Here is a 26,870-nt window from a genome sequence, read left to right on the forward strand (position 1 = left end):
GTTCAAGGCTGGACGATCGGTCAATGACGCCCTGCAGCCGGGTCCCCGCGAAGCCGCCCCTCCGCTTGCACACCCCAGGGCGGCGATCAGGACGACGATGATGGCGGCGGCGTCGAAGGCCGAGAGGCTGTGCACGGCAGGGTCTCCTCAGATTGGCGGAGGGCGACGTTATCTGGGGCGCTCGGTGTTCAAGGCGCACCGGCGCTCGTCGGGCGCGTTGAGCCGTCCGGCCAGCTTCGTCACCTGTCGTTAGGCGCGACGATCCCGAGGAGCGGGAAGGGACTTTGCGAGAGGTCAACGCGCCTGACCAGGAAACGTCGCGCTTCTGAGGCTTCCAATGTCTTGCACTGGAGCCAATCGGGACGTCCTTCGTTGCATCTCGAAGCCCAGGCGGCGAAAGCGCGAGAGCGCTCGCTTGAGCATCGTCGCGATGGCGATCGCGGATCAGAGCGGATGTCCCATGAGCAAGCCCGCCGGCATGAACAGACCTCCGATTCTGATCGCGGCGCTGGCCGTTGCAATCGGTCTCCTTGGCCTTCTGAACCTCGCTGGCGGCGCCTGGCTCCTGGCGCTGAAAGGCAGCCCCTACTATGCGGCGGCCGGGGCGGGCCTGCTGGTGGCGGCGGTGCTCCTGTGGCGCCGGCGGGCCACCGCCCTCCACGTGTTCGCCGCCGTCATCGCCGTCACCCTGGTGTGGGCGGTCGCGGAAATCGGCTTCGACTGGTGGAAGCTTACGCCGCGCGGCGACCTGCTGTTCCCGCTTGGCCTGCTGCTTCTGATGCCGTGGGTGACGCGCCAGCTCGGTGACGGTTCGGACAAGGCGAGGCCTTGGCGATGGCGCGCCGGCCCGCTTGCCCTGACCATGGTCGCGGCCTGCGTCGTGGCGGTGGTCTCCATGGCCACGAGCCACGACCTGCGAGGACGCCTTCCCGACGTGCGACGGCCCGTGGCGACGGACCTCGGCGGTGTCGCGGAGGGAGACTGGAGCGCGTACGGCCGTTCCTGGGCGGGCGACAAGTGGTCGCCGCTGAAGCAGGTCACGCCCGCCAACGTCGGCCAGCTGCAAGTGGCCTGGCATGTCCGCACGGGCGACCTCAAGCGGCCCGGGGACCCCGAGGAGACGACCTACGAGGTCACGCCGATCAAGGTGGCCGATACGGTCTATCTCTGCACGCCGCACAATATCGTTCTGGCGCTCGACGCCGAGACGGGGGCGACCCGCTGGCGGTTCGACCCGCACATCGCCGTGCCCGCCGAGCTGCAGCATCTCACTTGTCGCGGCGTTTCCTTCCATGGGCCGGCGGCGGCCGAGGGCGCGAGGGAGCCCTGCGTCCAGCGCATCCTGATGGCGACGAACGACGCGCGGCTGATCGCGCTCGACGCGCGCACCGGCCGCCTCTGTCCCGGCTTCGGCCGTGACGGCCAGGTGGACACGCTGGCCGGCATGCCGCCGCACGAGCGCGGATGGTACCAGTTCACCTCGGCGCCCCTGGTGACCCGCGATCTCGTGGTGCTGGGCGGGGCCATCTACGACAACAAGTCGATCCACATGCCGTCGGGCGTGATCCGCGCCTACGACGTCCGCGACGGCCGCCTGGTCTGGAATTTCGACCCGGGTCGACCCGACGACACCACGCCGCTCAAGCCAGGCCAGCGCTACAGCGAATCCTCGCCCAACAGCTGGAGCACCTCGGCCGTCGACGAGGCCCTGGGCCTGATCTACGTGCCGATGGGCATGGGCGCGGTGGACCAGTGGGGCGGCCAGCGTCCGGCGACGACCGAGCGGTTCGCCTCCTCGATCCTGGCGCTGGATGTCGCCACCGGACGGCCCCGCTGGGTGTTCCAGACCGTCCACCACGACCTGTGGGACATGGACGTGCCGGCGCAGCCGGCCCTCGTCGATCTGGACATCCCGGGCAAGGGCCGTGTCCCGGCGCTCGTTCAATCGACGAAGACTGGCAACATCTTCGTCCTGGATCGGCGCGATGGCGCGCCGATCCATCCGGTCGACGAACGCCCGGCTCCGCAGGGTGCGGCGCGGGGCGACTGGGCGGCGCCGACCCAGCCCTATTCCAGCGTGAGCCTGATGCCCCAGCGCGCCCGCGAGAGCGACATGTGGGGCGCGACCATGCTCGACCAGTTGGCCTGCCGGATCAAGTTCCGCCGCCTGCGCTATGACGGGCCCTACACCCCGCCTTCGGTCCAGGGATCGCTGGTCTATCCCGGCAACTTCGGGGTCATGGACTGGGGCGGCATGGCCATAGATCCCGAACGCCAGATCGCCTTCGCCCATCCCAACTACATGGGGTTCGTCGACCGGCTGGTCCCGCGACACCAGGCTGGCGCTGATCGCAAGGGCCCGAGCGGCGGATCGGACCTGAAGGGCTCCAGCGAGCATGGCTACAACCCAAACCGCGGCGCGCCGTTCGCCGTCGACCTGAACCCGTTCCTGTCGCCGCTCGGCCTTCCGTGCCAGGCGCCGCCCTGGGGCTATGTCGCGGGCCTGGACCTGGTGACCGGCAAGGTCGTCTACCAGCGCAAGAACGGCACCGTCCGTGACCAGACGCCCGTGCCGCTGCCCTTCAAGATGGGCGTGCCCAGCCTGGGCGGACCGATGGTGACGGCCGGCGGCCTGGCCTTCATGTCCTCGGCGATTGACAACTATGTCCGCGCCTACGACGTCAGGACCGGAGACGTCCTCTGGCGCGCGCGCCTGCCCGCCGGCGGTCAGGCCACCCCGATGACCTATCGCTCGCCCGCGAGCGGCCGGCAGTTCATCGTGATCGTGGCCGGCGGCCACAGTTCGCTGGGCACCAAGTTGGGCGACTCGATCATCGCCTACGCCGCGCCGAAGCGCTGAAGGAACGCGCTCTACTCGGCCAGCGTCGGTCTGCGGTGGGCCGCCGGCTGAAGCGGAATGCATCACCAAAGTCGAGGGTGCTCCGCCCAGCCGGTTCGACTATCCCGTTGAGTGCGTTTCGATGGTCGAGCGTGGAAACTTGGACATCAGCCCTTGGCGGATGCCTGCCGGTCAAGGGCCGGCCGTCCCAGGTCTTGGCGACTGCTCCCAAAAAGTCGGCGGAAAATTCGCCGCCGCTCGTTTCTGAGGTTGGGGGGCGAGCTTCGGTTTGCTCCAGCCAAGAAAATGCTGAACAGCAAACCTGAGGAAACGCACCACATGGCTCTCAAAATGAGGCGGATCGCGTATGCGGTCGCGCTGGGCTCTACGAGTTTCATCGCGCTCGGGACATCGGCCTACGGGCAAACGGCCGCGACCTTGGCGCAAGCCCAAAAGTCGGACGGCGACACGGTGACTGAGGTCGTGGTGACCGGCTTCAAAAAGAGCTACGCCGATGCGGTGCGCATGAAGCGGGAAAGCGCGGGGATTACGGACTCGATCTCCTCGGACGGCCTGGGCCGCTTTCCCGATCTCAATGTCGGCGAGGCGATCCAGCGGTTGCCGGGCGTCCAGATCAATCGCGAGGCCGCGTCGCGTGACGCAACGATCAACCTGCGCGGCCTGCCCGGGACCTATGCCCGCACGACCATCAACGGCCAGGGCTTTGCCGAACCCATCCTGGATTCCTCCACGCCGCTGGGAGCGTTCAATTCCGACATCTTCTCGGCGATCTCGATCATCAAGTCGCCGTCGGCCGCCGACCAGGCGGGCGGGTTGAGCGGTATCATCGACCTGCAGATCGCTCCGGCGCTAGGCCGCAAGGACGGCGGGACGATGAAGCTCGCCTATGAGCACAACGAACTCGGCGACCTGGGCAGCCCGGCCGCCACCATCGGCTACAACAAGCACCTCACCGACGACCTCGCCGTGTTCGGCGTGCTGGCCTACAAGAAGGAGAAGTTCCGCCGCGACTCCATCAACTTCGTCCAGTACACCCAGCTCAACGACCTGACGGTCTCCAACCCCGACCTGGCGGCCTACTACGCGGCGACGCCGGCGGGCGGCTCGGCCTGTCCGTCGGGGCAGGTCTGCCGCCCGTGGGGCACGGGCGCGAAGTCGACCAAGGGCGTGCTATTCCCCTCCGACAATCGCCAGATCGTCAAGTACAACGAGGGGGATCTTTGGACCGGGGCGGCTGGGCTGGAGTACCGCGTCAATGAGGACCTGAAGGTCGGCCTCAGCGGCTTCTATACCCGGCGTAATCTTGACAAGAACTACACCGACCTGCTTGAGGTCGACATGCGGCCGACGACGGCCGTGATCAAGCCGACGGGCGTCGTCTTCTCGCTCGCCGACGGCTTCAACTACATCAATGCGTTCGACTATTCGAACGCCCAGGTGAACCGCTCCTTCCGGTCGGAACCCTTGATCGAGAAGACCTGGAACGTGACGGGCAATGTCGAGTATCGCAACGACGACTGGCGCGTTACCGGCGTGCTGGCGGCTTCGGAGGCTTCCAACAACGCCCTGCAGACCCAGATCGACGTCCGCACCCTGGCCAAGGCCGGCGGCAATGGGATATCGGGAAGCTTCTTCTCGGGCGGCGAGGACATCGGCAAGTACCTGATGTCGCTGAACCCTGCCGGCGCGCCCGTGGTCTCGGTCGGGCCCTATGTCTGGCAGGGCGCCGGCAACACGCCGACTCTGCAGAACGCCGCCGGCGACCAGGTGATCGTCGCGGGCAGCCTGGGCTATCTGACCAACAAGCTATCCTCGGCCCAGGGCGACATCGAGCGCTTCTTCGAGAACCGCGTGCTGAGCAGCCTGGTGGCCGGCGCCCGGTTCGAGCGGGCCGAGTTCACCTCGCGCGGCTATCGCACCAGCGCCAAGGGCGTGCAGGGCCAGAACGTCGACAGCAGCTTCCTGAAACTCAGTCCCTATGCCAGCGACTTCTTCGGCGGTTCGGGCGGAGCCTATGCGGCCAACTGGTACACGGTCGACTACGCCCGCGCCGTCTCGCGCCTGCAGCCCGTGACGACGGCGCCGGGCGACCTGGTCACGCCGACGGGCTGGATCAACGATCCTACCAACGGGTCCTACTCGGCCTATAATTTCTCGGTCACGAACGACAACACCTCGGCCTACGTGATGGGCAAGATCGACACCCAGGTGCTGGGGGTGCGGGTGCGTGGCAATACGGGCGCGCGCTTCGAGTCGACCGATCAGACGATCAATGCGCTGAACCGCAACTTCGATGCGGCGGGCAACGTGGTCTACGTGCCGACGACCTATCATCAGAAATACGAGCACATCCTGCCGTCTCTGTTGCTGGCGGCGGACCTGACCGACACGCTGGTGCTGCGCGGCGCCTCCTATAAGACCTTCGTTCGGCCGCAGCCGCGGAACCTGGCCCCGACGACCTCTCTGACCAAGACCGGCAACGGCTTCCAACTGGCCTATGGCGGCTACGACCTGCAGCCCTACACCGCCTGGTCGCACGACATCTCGCTGGAATGGTACAACCGGCCCAACAGCCTGGTTTCGGTCGACGTCTATCAGAAGACGATCCGCAATCTGGTCATCGCCGAAAACCGGCTGAGCCGCCTGTGCCCGGCCGATGCGACAGCCTACGGTCTGGGTCACCTGTCCCTGAACGGCACCACCTGTCAAAGCGACATCCTGGTCAATGGCTCGCCCGCGGTCGTCCAGATCAGCGGCAACTACAATCAGCAGAACCCGATCAAGGTCAGCGGTGTCGAGATCAGTGTCCAGCAGAACTTCGATTTTCTGCCGGGCTTCTGGAAGAATTTCGGCGGGGTGTTCAACTATTCCTATGCCAAAATCTCTGGAACCTATGCCGATGGGACGAAGGCGATCCTGCCGGGCGTCTCCAAAAATGCCTTCAACATCATCGGTTTCTACGAGGGCGGCAAGTTTGGAGCGCGGCTCGTCTATAACTATCGCGACGAGTACATCCTGGCCGGCGGCAACACCTTCACGGGCGGCGCCAGTCGGGTGAAGGCGCGGGGCCAGCTCGATGGGTCGATGTCCTATACGATCAACGACAGGTTCTCGGTCTCGTTCGACGCCTACAATCTGACCGACGAGCTCCGCACGCAGTATCAGAACGTTGAGTTGATGCCGCGGGCGAACGACTACGACGGCAGGACCTACACCCTGACCCTGCGCGGTTCGTTCTAGACGATCGACGCCAGGCGGGCGCGTCCCGCCTGGCTCCTTGTTTTCATTTTGCCCGACGGATCTGTCCTTGCGATGAACCGCTTCTTCCTGTGTCTATTGCTCGCCTCGACGCTGTCGCTCGACGTCGCGCGCGCCCAGACCCTCACGCCGTCTCCTGGCGCCTCCCCGTCACTCTCGGCCGAGGTCGTGGCGAGCGAAGCCGTCGACCGCGTCTGGTCCGGGCACAGCGTTCGCTTCGCCCTGGTGACCACCAAGGCCGACATCGTCGTAGGCTATTACGACGCCAACCGGCAGTTGACGGTGGCTCGGCGGCGCAAGGCGGGCGGCGGCTGGACCTACCAGAAGCTGGACACCTGGAACGACTGGGACAGCCACAACTACATCGCCATCGCCGAGGACGTGGCCGGCCGGCTGCACGTGGCCGCCAACATGCACTCCAGCCCCTTGACGATGTTCGTCTCGGACCCCTCCGGCGACGTCCGCACCTTGAAACGGGTGACCAAGCTGGTCGACGTGGGCCTTGAGCGCTCGATGACCTATCCGATCTTTCTGCGCGACCGGGCCGAGCGGCTGATCTTCAAGTATCGCGACGGATCCAGCGGCAATGGCAACGAGATCTATGATGTCCTGAACGCCAAGGCGGGGCGGTGGTCGCGCCTGACTTCCGCACCGCTGGTCGACGGCGAGGGGCAGCGCAACGCCTATTTCATGGGGCCGGTGATCGGGCCGGATTCCTGGTTCCACATCGCCTGGGTCTGGCGCGAGACGCCGATGGCCGAGACCAATCATGACCTCAGCTACGCCAAGAGCCCCGACCTGGTGCACTGGTTCAAGGCCGACGGGACGCCGCTGACGCTGCCGATCAAGCTGAAGGACGCCGAGATCGTCGATCCGGTGCCTGAGAAGGGCGGCATGATCAACAACAACACCCTGATTGGCTTCGACGAGCAGGCCAACCCGACGATCACCTACCACAAGTTCGACAAGGCCGGTGACACCCAGATCTTCCTGGCGCGCCATCGCGGCAAGCAGTGGGACATCGCCCAGGTCAGTGATTGGAAGAACTACCGGTGGGACTTCTCCGGCGGCGGCTCGTTGAACGCGGAAATCTTCGTCGGCGGCGCCCAGCCGATAGGAGAGGGGCTGCTCAAGGTTCCCGTCATCCGCCTGGGGCAGTCGATCGACTTCGTGGTGCGCTCCAATGGCCTCTCCCTGGTCGAGGCGAGGCCGGTGCAGTCCCTGGCCGATCAGCTGAAGAGGACGATCAAGTCGCCCGAGGGCATGCAGCTCAACATCGTCAACGCGGCCGGCGACCATGGCGAGATCTATGCCCTGGCGTGGAGCGCGCGGCCGCCGCATCGCGACATGGCCGCACCCGACATCCCCGATCCGACGACCTTGTTCTTCCTGACCCTGAGACCGAAGGCCCGATAGGCAGGGCCGCCTGGGCTTGGCCGCGGGTCATCCTGCGGCTCTTTTCGGTAGCATCCGTCAGGATGGATCGCCGGTTGATTGACGGAATGGAGGGCGGCCCCGATTATATTATTTATTGTACTCGCGTCGCGCCCAGCAAAGCCGGGTCGCCAGAACGAGATAAGCGCAGGATCAACATGCGCTCGGAGGGAAGAATGCGGGGCGCTGATCCGGAAATCGTCGCGTGGGTCAGTACGCACGTCCTGCCGTTCGAAGCGGACCTGCGTCAGAAGCTTCGGCACATCTGCGGCACGGCCGAAGGGGTCGATGACCTCATCCAGGACATCTACTATCGGTTCCTGAAGATGCGGTCGGTCGACCATATCGACGATCCGCGCAACTACGTGTTCCAGATGGCGCGCAACCTGGTGATCGACCACCTGCGCCGAAACCGGGTCGTCAGCATCGAAGCCGTCCAAAGTCTGGAGGAACTCGGGGTGACCGACGGCGCCCCGTCGCCCGAACGGGAGGCCATGGCCCGCGCCGAGCTGAAATGGGTGCTGGGCGTGATCGCCCGACTTCCCGAGCGTTGCCGGGAGGTCTTCCAGATGCGCAAAGTCTACGGCCTTTCCCAGGCCGAGACCGCCCGTCAGCTGGGATTGACCGAGAATGTGGTCGAGAAGGAGACGATGCGCGGCATGCACATCATTTCCGATACGGTGGCGCGTATTGGCGTTTCCGAGTACCACGGCGGCCGTCGGCGGCAGGCCGGCGCGGGAAAGACCCAGGCGCGAAGCGGTCGATGATGGCGAGCATCGATGAAGAAGCCACGACCTGGGTCGTTAGGCAGTCGTCTGGGGGCCTCGACGAGGCCGACCAGCGGGCCTTCGAGACCTGGTACGACCTTGGCCCCCGCCAACAGGGCGCCTATCTGCGCGCGCAGGCGATCTGGCTTAGCCTGGATAAGGCGACTGTTCAGTCCAATCTCCGGCCGGAAGCGCCCGCCAGGGCGCGCGCCGCGGCTCGGCCCGATCGCCGCGCCGTGCTCTATGCGGGTCTGGCGGCGACCGCGGCGGCGGGAGTGACCGGGACGGTCTGGCTGTCGCGCGGCGGCGACGTCCAGGCGTTCACCACCACGATGGGCGAGGTCCGCAAGGTCCCGCTGTCCGACAGGACGATCGCCAGCCTCAACAGCGACAGCCGAGTCGAGGTGAGGATGACGCCGAAGCTGCGCCGCGTAATCCTGGTCAGTGGCGAAGCGCTGTTCGACGTCGCCAAAAATCCGCAGAGGCCTTTCGTGGTCGAAGCCGGCGAGGTGTTCGTTCGCGCGGTCGGCACCGCGTTCAGCGTTCGTCGCTGGGCCACCGGCGCGGACGTTCTGGTGACGGAGGGCGTCGTCGAGACCTGGAACGCCGCCGGGGCTGGCCATGCGCGCCGCATTTCCGCCGGCGAGCGCGCCTTCGTGTCCAATCGCGCGGAACCGATCGCGGTGCTTTCGGCGCCGCAGGAAGTGGAGCGCCGGTTGGCCTGGCGGGACGGGAACATCGTTCTCGACAACCAGACGCTGGCCGAGGCCGTCCTCGAGTTCAACCGATACAACCGGCTGAAGATTGTCATCACCGACCCGGAGCTTCAGTCGCACCGGTTCGTCGGACAGTACCGAACCGACCAGCCAGAACAGTTCGTCGACGCCGTCCACGCCCTGCTGGGCGCGACGGTAAGCCGACAGGGAGACCGTATCGAGATCGGCAGGGCCCGATCCACGACCATGCCCACGGCACGAAGCTAAGGCTCGTCGGGCCGAGGGCTCGCAGTCCAGCGTGGATTGAACAAGCCGAAAGACAGTGAGGAGGGGGGGCGCTGGATGGCCTCGTCCAGTCGTCAGCGTAGGGGGAAAGGCGTGAAGCTCTCGCTGGCCGTGGCGATCAGCCTTGCGCTGGCGTGGGGCGTCGCCAGCGCGCAGACGCGACCGCAACGCTTCGACATTCCCGCAGGGCCGGCGCTGACGACGCTGCAGGCCTTCTTCCGCCAGTCGGGCCTGCAGGTCCTGGCCAGCAGCGGCGACCTCGAGGGCGTCACCACCTGGCCCGTTGTCGGCGCGTTCGATAGCGAGGCGGCCTTGAGGATCCTGCTTCAGGGCACAGGTCTGGCCGCACGGTCGCGGCCCAATGGAACCGTGCTGATCGTCAAGGTGAGCGTTCCGGCGACGATGATCGCACCGCCCGAGGAACAGACGCTGGTCACGCCCGTCATCGTTTCGGGTTTTCGCCAGAGCTACGCCGACGCCATCCGCATGAAGCGCTTGGCGGGCGGCGTCACGGATTCGATTTCCTCAGATGGTCTTGGCCGATTTCCGGACCTGAACGTCGGCGAGGCGGCCCAGCGCATCACCGGCGTCCAGGTCAACCGCGAAGCCGACTCGCGGAATGCGACGATCAACCTGCGAGGACTGCCCGGGACCTTCGCCCGTACGACCATCAACGGCCAGGCGTTCGCCGAACCGCTGCTGGATTCGTCCGCGCCGCTGGGGGCCTTCAACTCCGACATCTTTTCAGCCATCACGATCAACAAGTCGCCATCCGCTTCGGACCAGTCTGGAGGGCTGAGCGGCAACATCGACCTGAAGATCGAACCCGCCCTGAGCCGTCGCGACGGCGTGGCCTCCAAGATGTCCTATGAGCGAGACAGCCTGGGGGACCTGGGCTCGCCCGCGCTCACCCTCTCCGCCGCCCATCACTTCACGCCCAGCCTGGCCGCCTTCGCGGTCGTGGCGTTCAAGCAAGAGCGGTTCCGGCGGGATTCGATCAATTTCCCTCAATACACCCCGCTCAACGCGCTGACGCCTGACTTCCAGACTCTCTACAGCGACTACTACGCACCCCTGCTGCCTGACGGGACCTGCCCGAGCCTTGAAACCTGCAGCGTCATCGGTACGGGCCACGCCGCGCGGACGGGCGTCCTGACGCCTTCGGACGTCCGCCAACTCGTCAAGCTGAACAAGGGGGCCCTGGTGACCGCGGCGGGCGGCGTCGAGGCCGCGCCGACCTCCAGCCTTAAGCTCGGCCTCAGCGGCTTCTTCACGCGTCGCCATCTGGGCGAGAACTTCACCGAGATGAACGAGGTCGACCTGCGCTCGCCGCTCACGGTCGTCACGCCTGTCAGTGGCGTCCAGCGGTTGTCCGACGGCTTGGCCTACGTAAACGCCGTCAATTTCGCCAACGCCCAGGTGAACACCTCCTTTCGGTCCGAGCCGATCGTCCAACAGGCCTGGAGCCTGAACGGCGAGGCGCATTGGGCGTCGGGTCCCTGGGCCGTCGCGGGCGTCCTGACCAGTTCTCGCGGAGCTTACGACTACACCCAGACCCAGATCGACTGGCGCAATGTCGCCAAGTCGGGCGGCAACGGCGTTTCGGGGACGCTGTTCACGGGCGGGGGCGATATTCGCGAGTATGTCCTGACCCTTTCGCCGCGCTCGCTCCCCCAGGTCACGCCGGGCCCCTGGACCTGGCTGGGGCCGGCCAATCCCGCCTTCCAGCAGAACGGGCAGGGCGACCAACTGGTGGTCGCCGGGAACGCCGGCTACACCCGCACCGCTATCGACGCGGGGCAGGTCGATATCGATCGCGTACTCGATGGCGGCCCGATCACGGGGATTTCCGGCGGCGCGCGCTTCGAGCATGCCGACTTCACCTCCATCGGCTATCGCGCCAGCGCCAAGGGTGTAAACACCAGCAATATCGACGGCAGCTTCCTGAAGAGCAGCGTCTATGCGGCGGACTTCTTCGGCGGCGTCGCCAAGGGCTATCTCAATCCGTTCGCAAGCATCGACTACCACTACGCGATTGCGAGGCTGAGGCCGGTCACGCTCGCCCCGGGCGACGCCCCGACGGCGAACGGCTGGGTCAACGATCCCGCCAACGAGTCGTATTCGGCCAATAATTTCAGCGTTTCGGATCATACCCTGGCGGCTTACGCCCAAGGCCTGTTCGAATGGCGGGTGCTTGGCGGGCCGGTGCGTGGAAATCTCGGTCTGCGGTACGAGCGGACGGACCAGGCGGTCGTCACCCTGAACCGCATCACGGCGCCGTCGGGCGATACCCGCTACGACCTCGCCCGCTTCAGGAACCGCGACGCCGAATGGCTTCCCTCCCTATTGTTGACCGCAGACCTGAGCGACAGCCTGGTTTTGCGATGGGCGTCCTATGAGACCTTCGTGCGACCCCAGCCGCGCACGCTCAGCCCCGCCAGTTCCGTCACGGTCACTGACCAGGGATTCAACATCGCCTATGGCGGTTATGAGCTGAAGCCGTTCTTGGCGCTGTCGCACGACCTGTCCCTGGAATGGTACAATCGTCCGGGCGGCATGGTCTCGCTCGATGTCTATCGCAAGGACATCAGCAATCTGGTGACCACCGAGAACCGCATCGAACGGCTGTGTCCCACGGATGCGACCGCCTTCGGTCTCGGCCATCTGACCGTCAATAACGGCCAGTGCCTCAGCGACATCCTCGTCAACGGCCACCCCGCCGTGATCACAGCATCCGGCGCCTTCAACCAGAGCCGGCCGCTCAAGGTGACGGGTCTGGAGTTCAGTGTTCAGCAGAACCTGGACTTCCTTTCGGGCTTCTGGAGAAACTTCGGCGGCGTCATCAACTACTCGCTCACCCACATCGACGGCCGCAACGCCGACGGTTCCAAGGCCGTCCTGGCGGGCGTTTCTGCGCGGAGCATGAACGTCATCGGCTACTATGAAGCCGCCCGGCTGGGCATTCGCGTCGTCTACAACTACCGCGATGAGTACTACATCGCCGGCATCAACACGTTCACCGGCGCGACCAGCCGCGTGAAGGCGCGGGGACAGCTGGACTCGTCGATCTCCTTCGCGATGAGTGAGCGCATGCACGTATCCGCAGACGTCTATAACTTGACGAATGAGCGCCGCACTCAATACCAGACCGTCGAGGCTGTCCCTCGCGCCAACGACTATGACGGTCGCGCGGTGACTGTTTCGCTCCGCCGCATCTTCTGACTACGACACCTCTCTGGCGGGCTGTTCTGAGCTCTGGGATCAGCGGGGCGCCTCCCGGTCTCGCCGCTTTCAGGAGCAGCCCGTGCCTCGGGTGACGCGACGCCGGTTCACCGAGGCCGCAGAAAGCGTCCACTACGAAGACCCGTCGGGACGCCTCGGCTCCAGCAGAGTTCGCCGTTCACCAGGACGTGCTCGATCCCCTTGGCGGGGCGGTCCGGCGCTTCGTAGGTCGCCCTGTCGATGATGGTGTCAGGATCGAAAACGGTAATGTCCGCCTTCATGCCAGGCGCGATGCGCCCGCGCGCCTTCAGGCCGAAGGTGCTGGCGGCCAGGCCCGTCATCTTGTGCACCGCGGCTTCCAGGCTGATCAGCTTCTCGTCGCGGGCATAGTGGCCGAGCACGCGAGGAAACGTGCCCCAGAGCCTCGGATGCGGCCGCTTGTCGTGCGGCAGTCCATCGGAACCAATCATGCAGCAGTCGTGGCTGAGGATCGCGCGCATATCGGCCTCGGCCATCTGGAAATAGCTGGCGCCGCCGGGCATCAGCCGTTCGGCCGCTTGCGTCTGGGTCAGGTTCCAGTCCTGGGCGATCGAGGCCAGGGTGCGACCGGACATTTCGGGATGGGGCTCGGACCAGTTGATGAGGATCTCGACCTCACCGTCCGCCAAGTCGGGTCGGATGATCGTCGAACCCGCGGTGTAGGGATAGCAGTCCAGACCCACCGGCTGGCGCCCTCTCGCTTGGTCGATCAGGCCGAGGGTCTCGGCGGCGCGGCCCCAGTTGCGTACGCCTGCGCATTTGTGGTGCGACAGGATCAGCGGCGTCTGGCTTGGCGCGGTGACCGCGAAGGCTTCCTTGAGCGCCTCGATGATGCCCTCGCGCTCGTCGCGGATGTGAGCCGTATAGACGCCGCCGGCCTCGGCCACGGTCTTGGCCAAGCCCTGGAGTTCCTCGACATCGGCCGCCGAGGCGGGGGCGTAGAACACGCCTGAGCTCAAGCCCAGGGCGCCTTCGGCCAACGCGTCGCGCAACAGGACGTCCATGCGCGCCCGTTCGATCGCCGTGGCCGGGCGCGACAAGTCCTCCAGGCACAGGACGCGCAGCGCCGAGTGGCCGACGAGGGCCGCCACGTTGACGCGCGGCGCAGCCGCCTCGATGGCGCGGCGGTAGTCGGCGAAGGTGTCGTAGGCGAAGTCCTCGCACGCGCCCAGCAGGTTGAACGGTTCGTCGACCGCATCGTCGAAGCGCAGCATCGCGGCCGAGATCCCGCAATTGCCCGTAATCACCGTGGTGACGCCCTGGCTGATCTTCGGCGTCATCTCGGGTTGGGTGATGCAGACCAGGTCGTCGTGGGTGTGCACGTCGATGAAGCCGGGCGCGACGACCAGGCCCGAGGCGTCGATCACCCGCGCGCCGCCGGCGTCGAGCGCCGGACCCACGGCCAGGATCGTGTCGCCGGCCAGGGCGACATCGGCCGCGAAGGCCGGGGCGCCGCCGCCATCGATGACGAGCCCGCCCTTCAGGACGACGTCGATGGCGCGGGGAAGGGGAGGCGGAACACTCAAGGCCGCGTCACTCAAAAGAAGGTCTTCAGGCCGCCGAGCACGGCATAGGCTTCGTCGACCTCCAGCAGCACCGACCACTTGTCGAAGGTGGTGCAAGGGTGGGAGATCTCGAAGCCCACCACGTCGCCCACGGCGAGGTCGGTATCGGGCGTGAGGGTCAGGAAGCCGTGCTGGTCGGCCAGCTTGGCCGTCACGACGCCGCCGATGGGCTGGGGCGCGGCGTGCAGTCCTTCGCGGAACCAGCGGGTGGCCGTCGGCAAGTGGATGTCGAACGAGACGTCGCGCTTGCCCATCATGACGATCGCCAGGTCCGGCTGCGGTCGCGAGATGACCCGCGCCCACACTTCCAGCGCCGGACGCAGCCGGGGCGGCTCGCCGAGGGCGGCGCGGTCGTCCATCCGGCTCAACAGTTCGCGGTAGAAGCCGCTGTCGTGGGTGACGTAACAGCCGCTGCGCAGCACAATCGTCGCGCCGGGAGCCTCGCCAGCCAAGGCCCTGGCGACCAGGTCGTAATAGGCCGAGCCGCCGGCGGTCAGGATCGAGCCCTCCGGATCGGCCAGCAGGGCCTCCTGGCGCAGGCGGTGGTGGAAGCCCAGCAGGCCGCCCAGATAGCCGTTGATTTCCACGGCGTCCTGTTTGGCGTGGTCGCTGAAGACCAGACCTTCATAGCCCTCGACGCCATGCAGGGCGACGCCAGGCAGGTCGCGGATCAGGCGCGCCAGGGCCAGGCCCTGGTCCAGGGAACGGACGCCGCAGCGGCCGTCGGCCATGCCCAGCTCGATCAGCAGGCGGGCGGCGGGAGCGGCGGGGGGGCGGGCGAAGATCTCCGAGATCGCCCGCGCGCCTTCGGCGCTGTCGACCAGCACATAGACGGGGCGGTCGGGCGCGGCGGCGGTCAGGTCGCGCAAGGCTTCGATCTCGGCCCGGCCGACCAGCTGGTTGGCCAGGATCAGGTTGGGCGCGCCAAGGTCGTGGCACAGCTTCAGCTGGGTCATGGTGGCGGCCGTCAGGCCCCAGGCGCCGCCTTCAAGCTGCCGGATCAGCAGCTGCGGGCACATGGTCGTCTTGGCGTGCGGGGCCAATTTGGCGCCGGCCCGGCCGACATAGGCCTGCATGACCGATAGGTTGTTGTCGATCGCCGCGCGCTTCAGCACCGCGGCGGGAAAGGGGATGTCGCCGCCGAACAGGCTCAGGCTGCGTCCGGCCAGCTCGCCGAGCCGTTGCACCGAACCGTCCAGCGGTATGGCCTTGGTTCCAGGCGCCAGATCCAGCGCGTCGAGATCGGCGAGCGACATCGTCATGGTCAGGTCTGCGGGATCAGGGCGATCACCTCGATCTCGACCTTGCAGTCGATCATCATCGGCGACTGGACACAGGCGCGGGCCGGCGGGGCCTTGCCGAAATAACTGCTGTAGACGCGATTGAACGCGTGGAAGTCGCGGGCGTCGTCCAGCCAGACATTGGCCTTGACCACGTCTTCCAGCGTGCAGCCGGCCTTGGCCAGGATGGCGACCAAGTTCGCGATGACCTTATGGGTCTGGGGCACGACGCCGCCGTCGACCACTTCGCCGTTCTCGTCCATCGGCACTTGGCCCGATACGAAGACGAAGCCGTTGGCGATCGTGGCCTGACAGAAGGGAAGGGCCTGGCCGCCGGTGCCCGTGGTGGATGCGCCGATGCGTTCGATGGACAAGGAAGTCTCCTGACTCAAGGTCGAGTTCTGCGTGTCAGGAGCCATGTCGGGTGTTGTCGTGTCAACGAAAATGTAGCAAAACTATCATTGTTGTGGGGTGCGATGTCGCCGCATTGTTTGCGACGTGGCGTCGTTGTCGATATCAGTCGTCAGGAATGCGTGGCGAGACGGGGGCGTTCGTGAACCAGCCTGGAAATTCCGACGACCGCGGCGACATACTTCCGCGCCTTGAGGCGATGATGGAGTCGATGACGAGGTCGGATCTCAAGATCGCCAAGCTGATCCTGAAGTCGCCCCACGAGTTCGTCCGCGCCAGCGTCCGGTCCGTCGCCGCCGATCTTGGCGTCAGCGAGCCCACCGTCCTGCGGTTCTGCCGCACGGTCGGATGCGAGGGCTTCAAGGATCTGAAATTCCGCCTGATCCAGGAGTTGGCTCACGCCCAGGCCATGACCGACCAGCGCGAGCGGGCGACCCGTCCGACGCTGGTCCGGAGTGAAGGTGCACCGGCCTCCGGCGTCGATGACGCAGTCGCCGACCGGCTGTTCGACACCATCATCGACGCCCTGAGCCGCACGCGCGAGACCTTGAACGAAAAGGACTTGCAAGCCGCCGCCCAAGCCGTCGCCAAGGCCGGACGCGTGGTGGTCTACGGCATCGGCGGCAGCTCGGCCGCCCTGGCCGGCGAGATCCACAATCGGCTGTTCCGCCTCGACATCTCGGCCATGGTGTTCACGGACGGCTACGCGCAGCGCATGTCGGCCGCCATCCTGTCGCCGGGCGACGTGGCGGTGTTCCTGTCGTCCACTGGCCGTCCGCGAGAGCTGCAAGAGAGCATGGAACTGGCCAAGCATTACAAGGCCACCTGCATCGCCATCACTGACGCCGACTCGCCGCTGGGACGTGATGCGGACATATGCCTGCACGTCGGACTCTCGCCCTCGGGCGTGGAGGAGTTCCAACCCAATCCCATGCGTTTCGCTCAGCTGTTCGTCATCGACCGCCTGGCCTACGCCGTGGCCGCATCGCTTGGCGAGAGGGCTCATCTGATGCTGCGCCGGGCGCGCGGCAGCGTGGCCTGGCTGCACGGACTCGCGCCCCAGCAGCCGATCGGCGACTAGCCGCCGGCTGCATGCAGCGCCTAATCGTCGAGAGGTGGAGTATTCTCTCGGGCTGTCGGTGCGGATATTGGCGAAGGGATCGCATGTTCGTGCGGCAGGGCGCTTCGTCTTGCCTCTATTGGTAGCGATCCCATCGTGCGCGCCCTTCGAATTCGGGCCTATTCTCGCCGCTTGAAAGCGCGCCTGTCATGGGTGCTGAAATTTCGGGCGTTGACTAGTGCATTGAAAAACAAGGAAAAATTCAGAATCTCATTGCGAGTTGCGTGTATTTTTTATCATTACTACATAAATGAATGTTTTATGATTGACGTTATCCGAAGCGTGTGACTAACCTCGCCACATTCCGGTTGAGGCGCTCAGTTCAATCGATCCCCCTGCATCTAGAGATACAGTGGAGATTAATTCCGAGTGGCCGAGGCGGATTAAATAGAGCGGCGCAATAGCGCCGAATTAAAATAAGTATTCGATTGCGATCAGCGCTCTCACTGGGGGAGCCAGGGGATAGTCTTCTCAGCACGGGGGCAGGAATTTTGTTTACGAAAAATCGCCGCATCCATGTCGGCTCCGCGTCGGCGCTGGCGTTGTTGTCCTGGGGGGCGATGGCCAATGCACAGCAAGCCGTCGCGTCAACCGCCGGCGACGCAACGACCATGACGGAGGTCGTCGTCACCGGCTCGCGCATCAACTCGCGCGGCTTCACCCAGCCGACGCCGACGACCACGGTGACGGCCGAGGATCTGGAAAAAGCCTCGCAGCCCAACATCTTCCAGGCCATCACCCAGATGCCGGCCCTGCAGGGCAGCACCGGCAAGACGGTGGCGGCCAACGGCACCAGCTCGGGCGCCCAGGGCCTCAGCGCGTTCAGCCTGCGAGGCCTCGGCGCCATCCGTACACTGACCCTGCTGGACGGCCAGCGCGTCACCCCGGCCAACATCACCGGCGTCACCGATGTCAGCCAGTTCCCGCAGCTGCTAATCAAGCGCGTCGACGTGGTGACCGGCGGCGCCTCGGCCTCGTACGGCTCGGACGCGGTCGGCGGCGTGATCAATTTCGTGACCGACACCACCTTCGAGGGCTTCAAGGCGCGGCTGGAAGGCGGCGAGAGCAAGTACCACGACAACGACACCGTCGTGGCCCAGTTCGCCGGCGGCAAGTCGTTCTTCGACGGTCGGCTTCGCGTGATCGGCAGCGTCGAGTACAACCGCGAAGCCGGCGTCCTGGCCGGCGACTTCGGCCTGAACCAGGCCGGCGGTCGCGACTGGTTCAATTCGGCCGCCATCCAGGTGCGCCCGATCGGCTCCACCACCGACGGCCTGCCGCAGTACCGCGTCATCCAGGGCGCGCAGCAACTCCAGTACGCCAAGTACGGCCTGATCACGAACGGCCCGCTGCAAGGCATCGCCTTCGGGGTGAACGGCGCGCCGCGTCAGTTCCAGTACGGCTCCAACGGCGTCGCCACGGGCACCGGCGCGGTGACCAACTGCTTCAGCCCGTTCTGCGTGGGCGGCGACCTGTCGGGCATCATCGGCGCCTCGCCGACCCTGGCCGCGCGCCTGAAGCGCAAGGTCGCCTACGGCCGCGTCAGCCTCAAGGCCACCGACAACGACGAGATCTATTTCACGGTCAACGCCGCCGACGCCTACTCGCTGAACCAGCCCAATACCGGCGAAGAGAAGACGGGCCTGACCATCCAGTGCGAGAACCCGTTCGTTCCCGCCGCGATCAAGGCCTCGTGCGCCACGGCCGGCATCACCAGCTTCGCCTTCGGCACCAGCAACGGCGGCTTTGGTCCCATCGCCGTCAACATCAAGCGTGAACAGGCCCGCTTCGTCCTGGGCGCCACGGGCAACCACCAACTGTTCGGCACCGACTGGAAGTACGACGCCTACTACGCGTTCGGGACGAACCGGATCAAACTGGATGTCGACAACATCTCGGTCACCTCGCGCTACAACGCGGCGATCGACGCCATCGCCGGTCCGAACGGCGTCGCGATCTGCCGCGACCCGGTCGCCCGCGCCAATGGTTGCGTCCCGCTGAATGTCATCGGCCAGGTGGCCCTGGATCCGGCGGCCTTGGCCTATGTCCTGCCGGCCAACGGTCCGTTCCAGCGCTCCAAGCAGATCGAGTCCGTCGCCAGCTTCAACGTCACGGGCGAGCCGTTCTCGACCTGGGCCGGCCCGGTGGCCATCGCCGCCGGCGCAGAGTGGCGCGAGGAAGACTACCGCACGATCACCGATCCGTACGGCGACGGCCTGACGGCCACCGCTCATTACAACGCCGACTATCCGGCCGACCCGCTGGTCCGTACGACCGGCAACAACTGGTACGCCGGCAACTACCACAGCGGCCACGGCTACTATCACGTGGTCGAGGGCTATCTTGAAGCCAACGTGCCGGTCTTGAAGTCGGACACGCTGGGCGAGGCCAACATCAACGGCGCCGTCCGTCAGACCAAGTACAGCACCTCGGGCGACGTGACGGCCTGGAAGCTGGGCGGCAGCTGGAAGACCCCGATCGAGGGTCTGCGCTTCCGCGCGGTGACCTCGCGCGACATCCGCGCGCCGAACCTTTCGGAGCTGTTCGCGCCGCCGGTCGTGACCAACGCCACCGTCCTGTACAAGGGCGTCGCCACGAACGTCCTGCTGCAGACCATCGGCAACGCCAACCTGCGTCCTGAAAAGGCCCGCAACACCGAGATCGGCGTCGTGCTGGCCGAGCCCAAGTGGCTGCCGGGGTTCAGCCTGTCGGTCGACTATTTCGACATCAAGGTGAACGGCGCCATCAGCACCCTGGCCGCCCAGGACCTGGTCGACCTTTGCGTCGCCGGCAACCAGGAAATTTGCTCGGCCATGCTGCTGACCAGCACCACGCCGAACACCAACTTCGTCCGCGTCCAGGCGTTCAATGTCGCCTCGCTGCGCAACAAGGGCTTCGACATCGAGGCGGTCTACCGGAAGAACCTCGAGGATTGGGGCCTGCCGGGCCAGGTGCAGTTGCGGGCCTTGGCGACGCACACCAGCAGCTTCGTGACGAAGTCGGGCGTGCTGGGCACGGTGCCGGTCGAAAGCGCGGGCGTGAACGTCGGCAACACGCCGGACTGGAAGGCGACGTTCACCCAGACCTGGACCAAGGACAAGCTCAGCCTCTCGATCTTCGAGCGCTGGATCAGCGACGGCGTCTACAGCAACGAGTTCGTCGAGTGTACGAGCGGTTGCCCGGTCTCGACGGTGGCGCACCACACCATCGACGACAACCAGATGAAGGGCGCGACCTATGTCGACGTCGGCGGCTCGTACGAGGTCACCGCCAACACGACCGCCTATTTCAAAATCGACAACCTGTTCGACAAGGACCCGGTCGCCTCGCCGACGACCAATGTCAGCCCCGGCGTGAACCCGTTCCTTTATGACGTCATCGGCCGGATGTACCGCGCCGGCGTGCGCCTGAAGTTCTAAGCGTTCCGGGCGCGCCGTCCCTGGCGCGCCTGTTCCGACCGCCACGACCTCCCCGGGTGGCGCGGTCGGCCTTAACCTCTCCGACGGCCTCCCCGCCGCGAGAGGTTTGATTCCCCGGCGGCGTACGCCGAACCCCACGACGCCGGGGAATCGCTCTTTTCTCCGTTCGCGGCGCAAGACAGTCGCGTGTCCCTGGGTGCCCGGTCATGATGATCCTTGCCGTTGTCGCGTTGATCGCGCTGCTGGTCGTCCTGATCGCCTGGGGCAAGGTTCCGCCGTTCCTGGCCTTCCTCGTCGTGGCTCTCGGCGGCGCGCTGGCCTTCGGCATGCCGCTGGCGCAGATACCCAAATCATTGGAGCGCGGCGTCGGCGACATGCTGGGCGGGCTCGTGGCGATCATCTGCCTGGGCGCGATGTTCGGGCGCGCGATCGCCGACAGCGGCGCGGCTCAAAGCATCGCCCACACGCTGATCGGCGCGGTGGGCCTGCGTTTCATCCTGCTGGCCATGGCGCTGACCGGCCTAGTCGTCGGGATCCCGCTGTTCTATAGCGTCGGCTTCGTCGTCATGATCCCGCTGATTTTTTCGGTCGCCAAGCGGGCCGCCTTGCCGCCGGTCTATGTCGGCCTGCCGCTGCTGTGCGGTTTGTCCGTGGCGCACGGCTTCCTGCCGCCGCATCCGTCGCCGACGGCTCTGGTCACCCTGTTTGGAGCCGACACGGGCCTGACCTTGGCCTATGGCCTGGTGGTCAGCATCGCCGCGCTGCTGGTCGGCGGACCCGTGCTGACGCTGACGCTCAAACGGGTCGGGGTCCTGCCGCTGGGCGGTCCGCCGGCGGACTCGCCCTTCGCCGCCGGAGCGGCCAGCGAGGGCTCCGCGCCAGGCGCCTTCAACAGCTTCACGACCGCGCTGGCCCCGGTGGTGATGATCGCCGCGACCACGGCCCTGCTGGTGGCGTTGAAGTCGCCGTCACCGGCGCGGGACATCGTCGGCTTCATCGGTCACCCGGCCGTCGTGCTGATCCTGTGCCTGATCTACGCCACCTTCAGCCTGGGCCTGCTGCGCGGCGTGTCGATCCCGGCGCAGATGCAGCGCTATGGCGACGCCCTGAAGGAGGTTGCTGGCGTCCTGCTGATCCTGGCCGGAGCAGGGGCGCTGAAGCAGATCTTCGTCGACAGCGGCGTCAGCGCCGCCTTGGGCGGCTGGTTGGGCGCCTTGCCTTTGCATCCGCTGGTGCTGGGCTGGCTGATCGCCATGGTCATCCGCGTGGCCCTGGGCTCGGCGACGATCGCCGGCTTGACGGCGGCGGGCCTGGTGCAGCCGCTACTGGCCGCCACCCATGTCGATCCCAACCTCATGGTCCTGGCCATCGGCGCGGGCAGCCTGATGTTCTCCCACGTCAACGACCCGGGCTTCTGGCTGTTCAAGGAGTATTTCGGCCTGACCCTGAAGGAGACCCTGCTGTCCTGGACGGTGATGGAGAGCCTGGTCGGCGTGGTGGGCCTGGTCTGCGTGCTGGGCCTCAGCCTTGTCGTCTGATCCTCGATCCGACCTGTCGTACCCAACAATCAAGAAGCGCTGACGAGCGGCCTCGGGAGACCCCATGTCCAGCATCCTCCGTTCCGCCGCCGCGATCGTGGCCGCCGCCGTCGTCCTGCCGGCCCCCGCCCTGGCTGCGCAGGCCTTTGCGGTGACCCCGGCGCCGGCCCGGCTGACGCCGCAGAAGGGCGTGCTGAGGCTCGGAGCGGGCGACGCCGTCTGGATCGCTCCAGGCGACGCCGAGGCGCGGTTGGCGGCTCAGTGGCTGGTCGACACAATAGCCGTCACGCGCGGCGTGCGCCTGGTGGTCAAGGAGGGCGCCGCGACCCCGGCGACGGGCGGGGTGGTCCTGACACGCGGCGGGCCGGAGGGGGAAGGCTACGCACTGGACGTCTCGTCCCACCGGGCCGAGATCCGCGCCAAGGACAGGGCAGGCCTCTTCTATGGCGCGGTGTCTCTGTGGCAACTGGCGGCTCCGTCCAGGGGCGGCGCGCCGCTGCGCGTCCAAGCCGTCCGCATCGATGACGCGCCGCGCTTCGCCTGGCGCGGCTTGATGCTGGATACCGCTCGCCACTACCGCAGCCCCGAGGTGATCAAGCGGATCATCGATGGCATGGCCAGTCTGAAGCTAAATACGTTGCACTGGCATCTGACCGACGATCAGGGCTGGCGGTTGGAGATCAAGAAGTATCCGAAGCTGACCGAGCATGGCGCCTGGCGGCAGCCGGCCGGCGCGGCGGGCCTTACCACTTCGGGCCAGGCGGTGCGCTATGGCGGCGTCTACACCCAGGACCAGGCGCGCGAGATCGTCGCCTACGCCGCCGCCCGCAACATCACCGTCGTGCCGGAGATCGAGATGCCCGGCCACGCCCAGGCGGCGATCTCCAGCTATCCTGCGCTGGGCACGCGTCCCGCCGCCGAGAAGGTGATGGCCGACTGGGGTGTTTATCCCGACATCTTCAACGTCGACGACGCCACCTTCGCCTTCCTGGAGGACGTGCTCGACGAGGTGATGGCGATCTTCCCGTCGCCCTATATCCACGTCGGCGGTGACGAGGCCTTGAAGACCCAGTGGGAAGCCAGCCCCGCCATCCAGGCCAAGATCAAGGCCCTGGGCCTGCCCGATGAGCACGCGCTGCAGAGCTACTTCATCCAGCGCATCGAGAAGCACCTGAACGCCAAGGGGCGGCGTCTGATCGGCTGGGACGAGATCCTGGAGGGAGGCTTGGCCCCAAACGCCACGGTCATGTCCTGGCGCGGGCTGGAAGGCGCCGTCGCGGCCGCCAAGCAGGGCCATGACACGGTGTTGGCGCCGGGGCCGGTGCTCTATTTCGACCATCGCCAGAGCACCTCGCCCGACGAACCGCCGGGTCGGGGCAAGCTTTCGACCCTGAAAACCGTCTACACTTTTGACGCCGAGCCGTCCGAGCTGACGCCCGAGCAGCACAAGCACGTGCTGGGCGTGGAGGCCACGCTGTTCAGCGAGCACATCCGGACCGACGAGCGCGCCGTCACCATGCTGTTCCCGCGCCTGGCGGCTCTGGCGGAGAACGCCTGGACGCCGGGCTCGAACCAGAGCTGGGACCGCTTCGTCGATCGCCTGCCCGCGACCCTGGGCCGCCTGAGCGATCTGGGCCTGACCCATGACTCCGTGCCGTTCGAACCGCAGGCCGCCTTCACCACGCCGGGCGAAACGATCGGCGCCCAGCTCGACACGGGCCTGCAGATCGGCCAGGTGCGCTACACCACCGACGGCGGCGAGCCGACGCCGGTCTCGCCCGCCTACAAGGCGCCGCTGGCGCTGAAGCCCGGCGTCGAGCTGAAGGCGCGGACCTTCCTGGATCAGTATCCGCTGGGTCGGACACGCGCGTGGGCGGTGACGCCCGAAACCGCTCTGACCCGCCGCTCGCAACAACTGGCGCGCTGCACCGAAAGCCTGCTTCTGAACCTGGAGGACGATGGCGCCAACGCGATGGGCGAGCGCGGCACGTTCATGCTCGACATCCTCAACCCGTGCTGGATCTGGAAGAACGTCGACCTGACCAACGGCGCCAGGCTGACCGTCAAGGTCGGCCAGCTGCCGTTCAATTTCCAGCTGGGCAACAAGCTCGATCCGCTGCCGGTGCGGCCGGCGTCGCGGCCGGAGGGCGAGTTGGAGGTGCGGTTCGGCTGCAAGGGCCCGCGCTTGGCGACGGTCCCGCTGACGGAAGCCGCACGCAACAGCGCCCTGACCGAACTTCAGGTCGATGTTCCGGGACGAGGCGTCGGCGACCTTTGCTTTACCTTCGCCAGCCGCGCGATCGAGCCGATGTGGGCCTTGTACAGTGTCCGAATCGCACCGAACGCGACTCGCTGAGCTGGCCGTGTCTTGCGCGACCAGACGAGGTCGCAAGGCAAACGAAGCGCGTCGTGGGTTCCGATGGGCGCAGGCGATGGAGGCCGTCGGAGACGGGAAAGGTTTGTCTCAGCCTCAGCTCAGCTCAGCCAGCCGTCCGCGGAGCATCTGCAGCACGGCCGAGAAATCCTTTCCGCCAAAGCCGTTGGCGTCGAACAGGGCGTAGAGGGCCTCGGCCTGGGCGCCCATCGGGGTCGAGGCCCCGGCCCGCGCGGCGGCCTCCTGGGCCAGCTTGAGGTCCTTGAGCATCATCGCCGTGGCGAAGCCGCCCTCGTAGTTGCGGTCCGCCGGGGTGGCGGGACCCACGCCCGGGACCGGGCAATAGGTCGACACCGACCAGCACTGGCCCGACGACTTGCTGGCGATCTCGAAGAACCGGTCGGCGGCCAGGCCCAGCTTCTCGGCCAGGGCGAAGGCCTCGCAGGTTCCCAGCATCGACACGCCCAGCAGCATGTTGTTGCAGATCTTGGCCGCCTGGCCCGCCCCGTGGTCGCCGGCGTGGATCGTCACCCGCGCCATCGGGGCCAGGGCCGCCTCGACCGCTGCGAAGTCATCGGCGTCGCAGCCGACCATGAAGGCCAGGGTCCCGGCCTCGGCGGCCATGACCCCGCCCGACACCGGGGCGTCGGCGAAGCGGAAGCCGGCGGCCTTCGCCTGGCCGGCCACCGCTCGGGCGCTGTCGACGTCGATGGTCGAGCAGTCGATCAACAGGGCCGACTTGGGCGCATGGGCCAGCACCTGCTCGCCATAGACGCCGCGCACGTGCGGTCCGGCCGGCAGCATGGTGATCACCACCTCGGCGTCCGCGACCGCCTCGGCCACCGAGCCCGCCGGATGGCAGCCGGCCGCCGCGGCCTTGTCCAGCGCCGCCGCCGACAGGTCGAAGGCGCGGACATGATGCTGGGCCTTGGCCTGGTTGGCGGCCATGCCGCCGCCCATGTTGCCCAGGCCGATGAAGGCGATGCGGGTCATGCTTGAAGTCCTGGTTGCAGCGGCGTCCTAACCGCCGGGAGGGGCGGCGCACCGAGCCTATTGCATGGTCGGAATGACGAAGGCGTCGCCTTCGTGGTCGCCCTCGGGCCAGCGGGCGGTGATCGTCTTGACCTTCGTGTAGAACTTCACGCCCTCGACGCCGTGCTGGTTGGTGTCGCCGAACGCGCTGCGCTTCCAGCCGCCGAAGGTGTGGTAGGCCACCGGCACCGGGATCGGCACGTTGATGCCCACCATGCCGACATTGACCCGGCTGGCGAACTCACGCGCCGCCCGGCCGTTGCGGGTGAAGATGGCCACGCCGTTTCCGTACTGGTGCTCGGACGGCAGCGCCAGGGCCTCCTCGAAGCTCTCGGCGCGGACGATCTGCAGGACAGGGCCGAAGATCTCCTCCTGGTAGGTCTTCATGCCCTTCTTGACGCCGTCGAACAGCGACGGGCCGATGAAGAAACCCTTCTCGAAGCCTTGCAGGGCGAAGTCACGGCCATCGACCACCAGTTCGGCGCCTTCGTCGACGCCGACCTGGATGTAGTCGGCGATCTTGGCCCGGTGCGCGGCGCTGACCACCGGGCCGTAGTGGACGCCCGGGTCGGTGGAGATGCCGACCTTCAGGGTCTCGATCTCGGCGACCATCCGCTCGCGCAATTCGTCCGCAGTCTTCTTGCCGACCGGGACCACCACCGGCAGCGCCATGCAGCGCTCGCCGGCCGAGCCGAAGGCCGCGCCCGAGAGGTCCTTGACCACCTGGTCCAGGTCGGCGTCGGGCAGGACGATGCCGTGGTTCTTGGCCCCGCCCATGGCTTGGACGCGTTTTCCGTGGGCCGCGCCCGTCTGGTAGACATAATGGGCGATGTCGGAGCTGCCGACGAAGCTGACGGCGCGGATCAGCGGGTGGGTCAGGATGGCGTCGACGGCGCTCTTGTCGCCGTGGACCACGTTCAGCACGCCCGCCGGAGCCCCGGCCTCCATCATCAGCTCGGCCAGCTTGACCGGCACCGTCGGGTCCTTTTCCGACGGCTTGAGGATGAAGCTGTTGCCCACGGCGATGGCGACGCCGAACATCCACATCGGGATCATGGCCGGGAAGTTGAACGGGGTGATGCCCGCGCAGACGCCCAGCGGCTGGCGCATCGAATAGACGTCGATGCCCGGGCCGGCGCCCTCGGTGTATTCGCCCTTCATCACATGGGGGATGCCACAGGCGAACTCGATGACTTCGAGACCGCGCTGGATGTCGCCCTTGCTGTCGGCGATGACCTTGCCGTGCTCGGACGACAGGAGTTCGGCCAGGGCGTTCATGTCGCGCTCGATCAGGCGCTTGAACTCGAACATCACCCGGGCGCGGCGCTGCGGATTGGTGGCGGCCCAGCCGATCTGCGCTTTTGCGGCCGCCTGGACGGCGGCGTCCAGTTCGGCGTCGGTCGCCAGCGCCACCCGGGCCTGGACCTCGCCGGTATTGGGATTGAAGACGTCGCCGAAGCGGCCGGAGGCGCCTTCGAGGACTTGTCCGTTCACGAAATGGCCGATGGTCCGCACAGCGCTCTCCGATTGTTGGGCCGCACTATCTCCGA

15 protein-coding genes are annotated in these 26,870 nt (G+C 66.6%); 10 read left to right on the forward strand and 5 right to left on the reverse strand.

Features of this window, described 5'->3' with window-relative positions; all coding sequences use genetic code 11:
• Positions 1–460: 460 nt before the first annotated feature.
• From G3M57_RS10525 to G3M57_RS10550, 6 genes are all read left to right on the forward strand, one after another.
• The gene (locus G3M57_RS10525) at positions 461–2,860 is read left to right on the forward strand and encodes a membrane-bound PQQ-dependent dehydrogenase, glucose/quinate/shikimate family (RefSeq protein ID WP_163230377.1); all 2,400 of its coding nucleotides are present in this window, start codon (positions 461–463) and stop codon (positions 2,858–2,860) included.
• A 465-nt stretch (positions 2,861–3,325) separates the two neighbouring features.
• Complete coding sequence (locus G3M57_RS10530; protein WP_208789667.1) at positions 3,326–6,100, forward strand: TonB-dependent receptor; 2,775 nt, start codon at positions 3,326–3,328, stop codon at positions 6,098–6,100.
• A gap of 72 nt (positions 6,101–6,172) precedes the next feature.
• Positions 6,173–7,534, forward strand: coding sequence for a BNR repeat-containing protein (locus tag G3M57_RS10535; RefSeq protein WP_163230381.1), 1,362 nt, complete (start codon positions 6,173–6,175; stop codon positions 7,532–7,534).
• A gap of 62 nt (positions 7,535–7,596) precedes the next feature.
• Positions 7,597–8,319, forward strand: a complete 723-nt coding sequence (locus tag G3M57_RS10540) for an RNA polymerase sigma factor (protein WP_208789668.1) — start codon at positions 7,597–7,599, stop codon at positions 8,317–8,319.
• Positions 8,316–9,302 carry a FecR family protein gene (locus G3M57_RS10545; protein WP_230983785.1) on the forward strand — a complete coding sequence of 329 codons (987 nt, stop codon included), beginning with the start codon at positions 8,316–8,318 and terminating at the stop codon, positions 9,300–9,302. Before G3M57_RS10540 ends, G3M57_RS10545 begins: the two co-directional genes overlap by 4 nt.
• 111 nt (positions 9,303–9,413) lie before the next feature.
• Entirely contained in the window at positions 9,414–12,542 is a 3,129-nt protein-coding gene (locus G3M57_RS10550) for a TonB-dependent receptor (protein ID WP_163230383.1), read from the forward strand.
• A gap of 107 nt (positions 12,543–12,649) precedes the next feature.
• Here G3M57_RS10550 and G3M57_RS10555 read toward each other — a convergent pair whose 3' ends face one another.
• Genes G3M57_RS10555 through G3M57_RS10565 form a run of 3 tightly spaced genes read right to left on the reverse strand, consistent with a single transcriptional unit; the run spans position 12,650 to position 15,800 of the window.
• Complete coding sequence (locus tag G3M57_RS10555; RefSeq protein WP_230983784.1) at positions 12,650–14,107, reverse strand: N-acyl-D-amino-acid deacylase family protein; 1,458 nt, start codon at positions 14,105–14,107, stop codon at positions 12,650–12,652.
• 11 nt (positions 14,108–14,118) lie between these two features.
• Positions 14,119–15,408, reverse strand: a complete 1,290-nt coding sequence (locus G3M57_RS10560) for a type III PLP-dependent enzyme domain-containing protein (RefSeq protein WP_163230385.1) — start codon at positions 15,406–15,408, stop codon at positions 14,119–14,121.
• Between the two features lie 2 nt (positions 15,409–15,410).
• On the reverse strand, positions 15,411–15,800 hold the full coding sequence (locus G3M57_RS10565; protein ID WP_056760096.1) for a RidA family protein: 390 nt from the start codon (positions 15,798–15,800) through the stop codon (positions 15,411–15,413).
• A 155-nt stretch (positions 15,801–15,955) separates the two neighbouring features.
• Between G3M57_RS10565 and G3M57_RS10570 the strand changes: the two genes are divergently transcribed.
• The 4 genes from G3M57_RS10570 to G3M57_RS10585 all read left to right on the forward strand — a co-directional run bounded on the left by G3M57_RS10570 (position 15,956) and on the right by G3M57_RS10585 (position 24,270).
• Positions 15,956–16,918 carry a MurR/RpiR family transcriptional regulator gene (locus G3M57_RS10570; RefSeq protein WP_056760098.1) on the forward strand — a complete coding sequence of 321 codons (963 nt, stop codon included), beginning with the start codon at positions 15,956–15,958 and terminating at the stop codon, positions 16,916–16,918.
• Between the two features lie 650 nt (positions 16,919–17,568).
• Positions 17,569–20,376: a TonB-dependent receptor domain-containing protein gene (locus G3M57_RS10575; RefSeq protein WP_230983783.1), complete on the forward strand. Its 2,808-nt coding sequence runs from the start codon at positions 17,569–17,571 to the stop codon at positions 20,374–20,376.
• 206 nt (positions 20,377–20,582) lie between these two features.
• A complete protein-coding gene (locus tag G3M57_RS10580) occupies positions 20,583–21,914 on the forward strand; it encodes a gluconate:H+ symporter (RefSeq protein ID WP_230983782.1) in 1,332 nt (443 codons plus the stop codon).
• 64 nt (positions 21,915–21,978) lie between these two features.
• On the forward strand, positions 21,979–24,270 hold the full coding sequence (locus G3M57_RS10585) for a family 20 glycosylhydrolase (RefSeq protein ID WP_163230391.1): 2,292 nt from the start codon (positions 21,979–21,981) through the stop codon (positions 24,268–24,270).
• Between the two features lie 114 nt (positions 24,271–24,384).
• Here the strand turns inward: G3M57_RS10585 and mmsB are convergent, their stop codons facing one another.
• Entirely contained in the window at positions 24,385–25,281 is an 897-nt protein-coding gene (mmsB, locus tag G3M57_RS10590) for a 3-hydroxyisobutyrate dehydrogenase (RefSeq protein ID WP_163230393.1), read from the reverse strand.
• A 57-nt stretch (positions 25,282–25,338) separates the two neighbouring features.
• On the reverse strand, positions 25,339–26,835 hold the full coding sequence (locus tag G3M57_RS10595) for a CoA-acylating methylmalonate-semialdehyde dehydrogenase (RefSeq protein ID WP_163230395.1): 1,497 nt from the start codon (positions 26,833–26,835) through the stop codon (positions 25,339–25,341).
• Between the last annotated feature and the right edge of the window lie 35 nt (positions 26,836–26,870).

Origin of the sequence: Caulobacter rhizosphaerae (assembly GCF_010977555.1) — a bacterium.
In the GTDB taxonomy this organism is placed as follows: domain Bacteria; phylum Pseudomonadota; class Alphaproteobacteria; order Caulobacterales; family Caulobacteraceae; genus Caulobacter; species Caulobacter rhizosphaerae.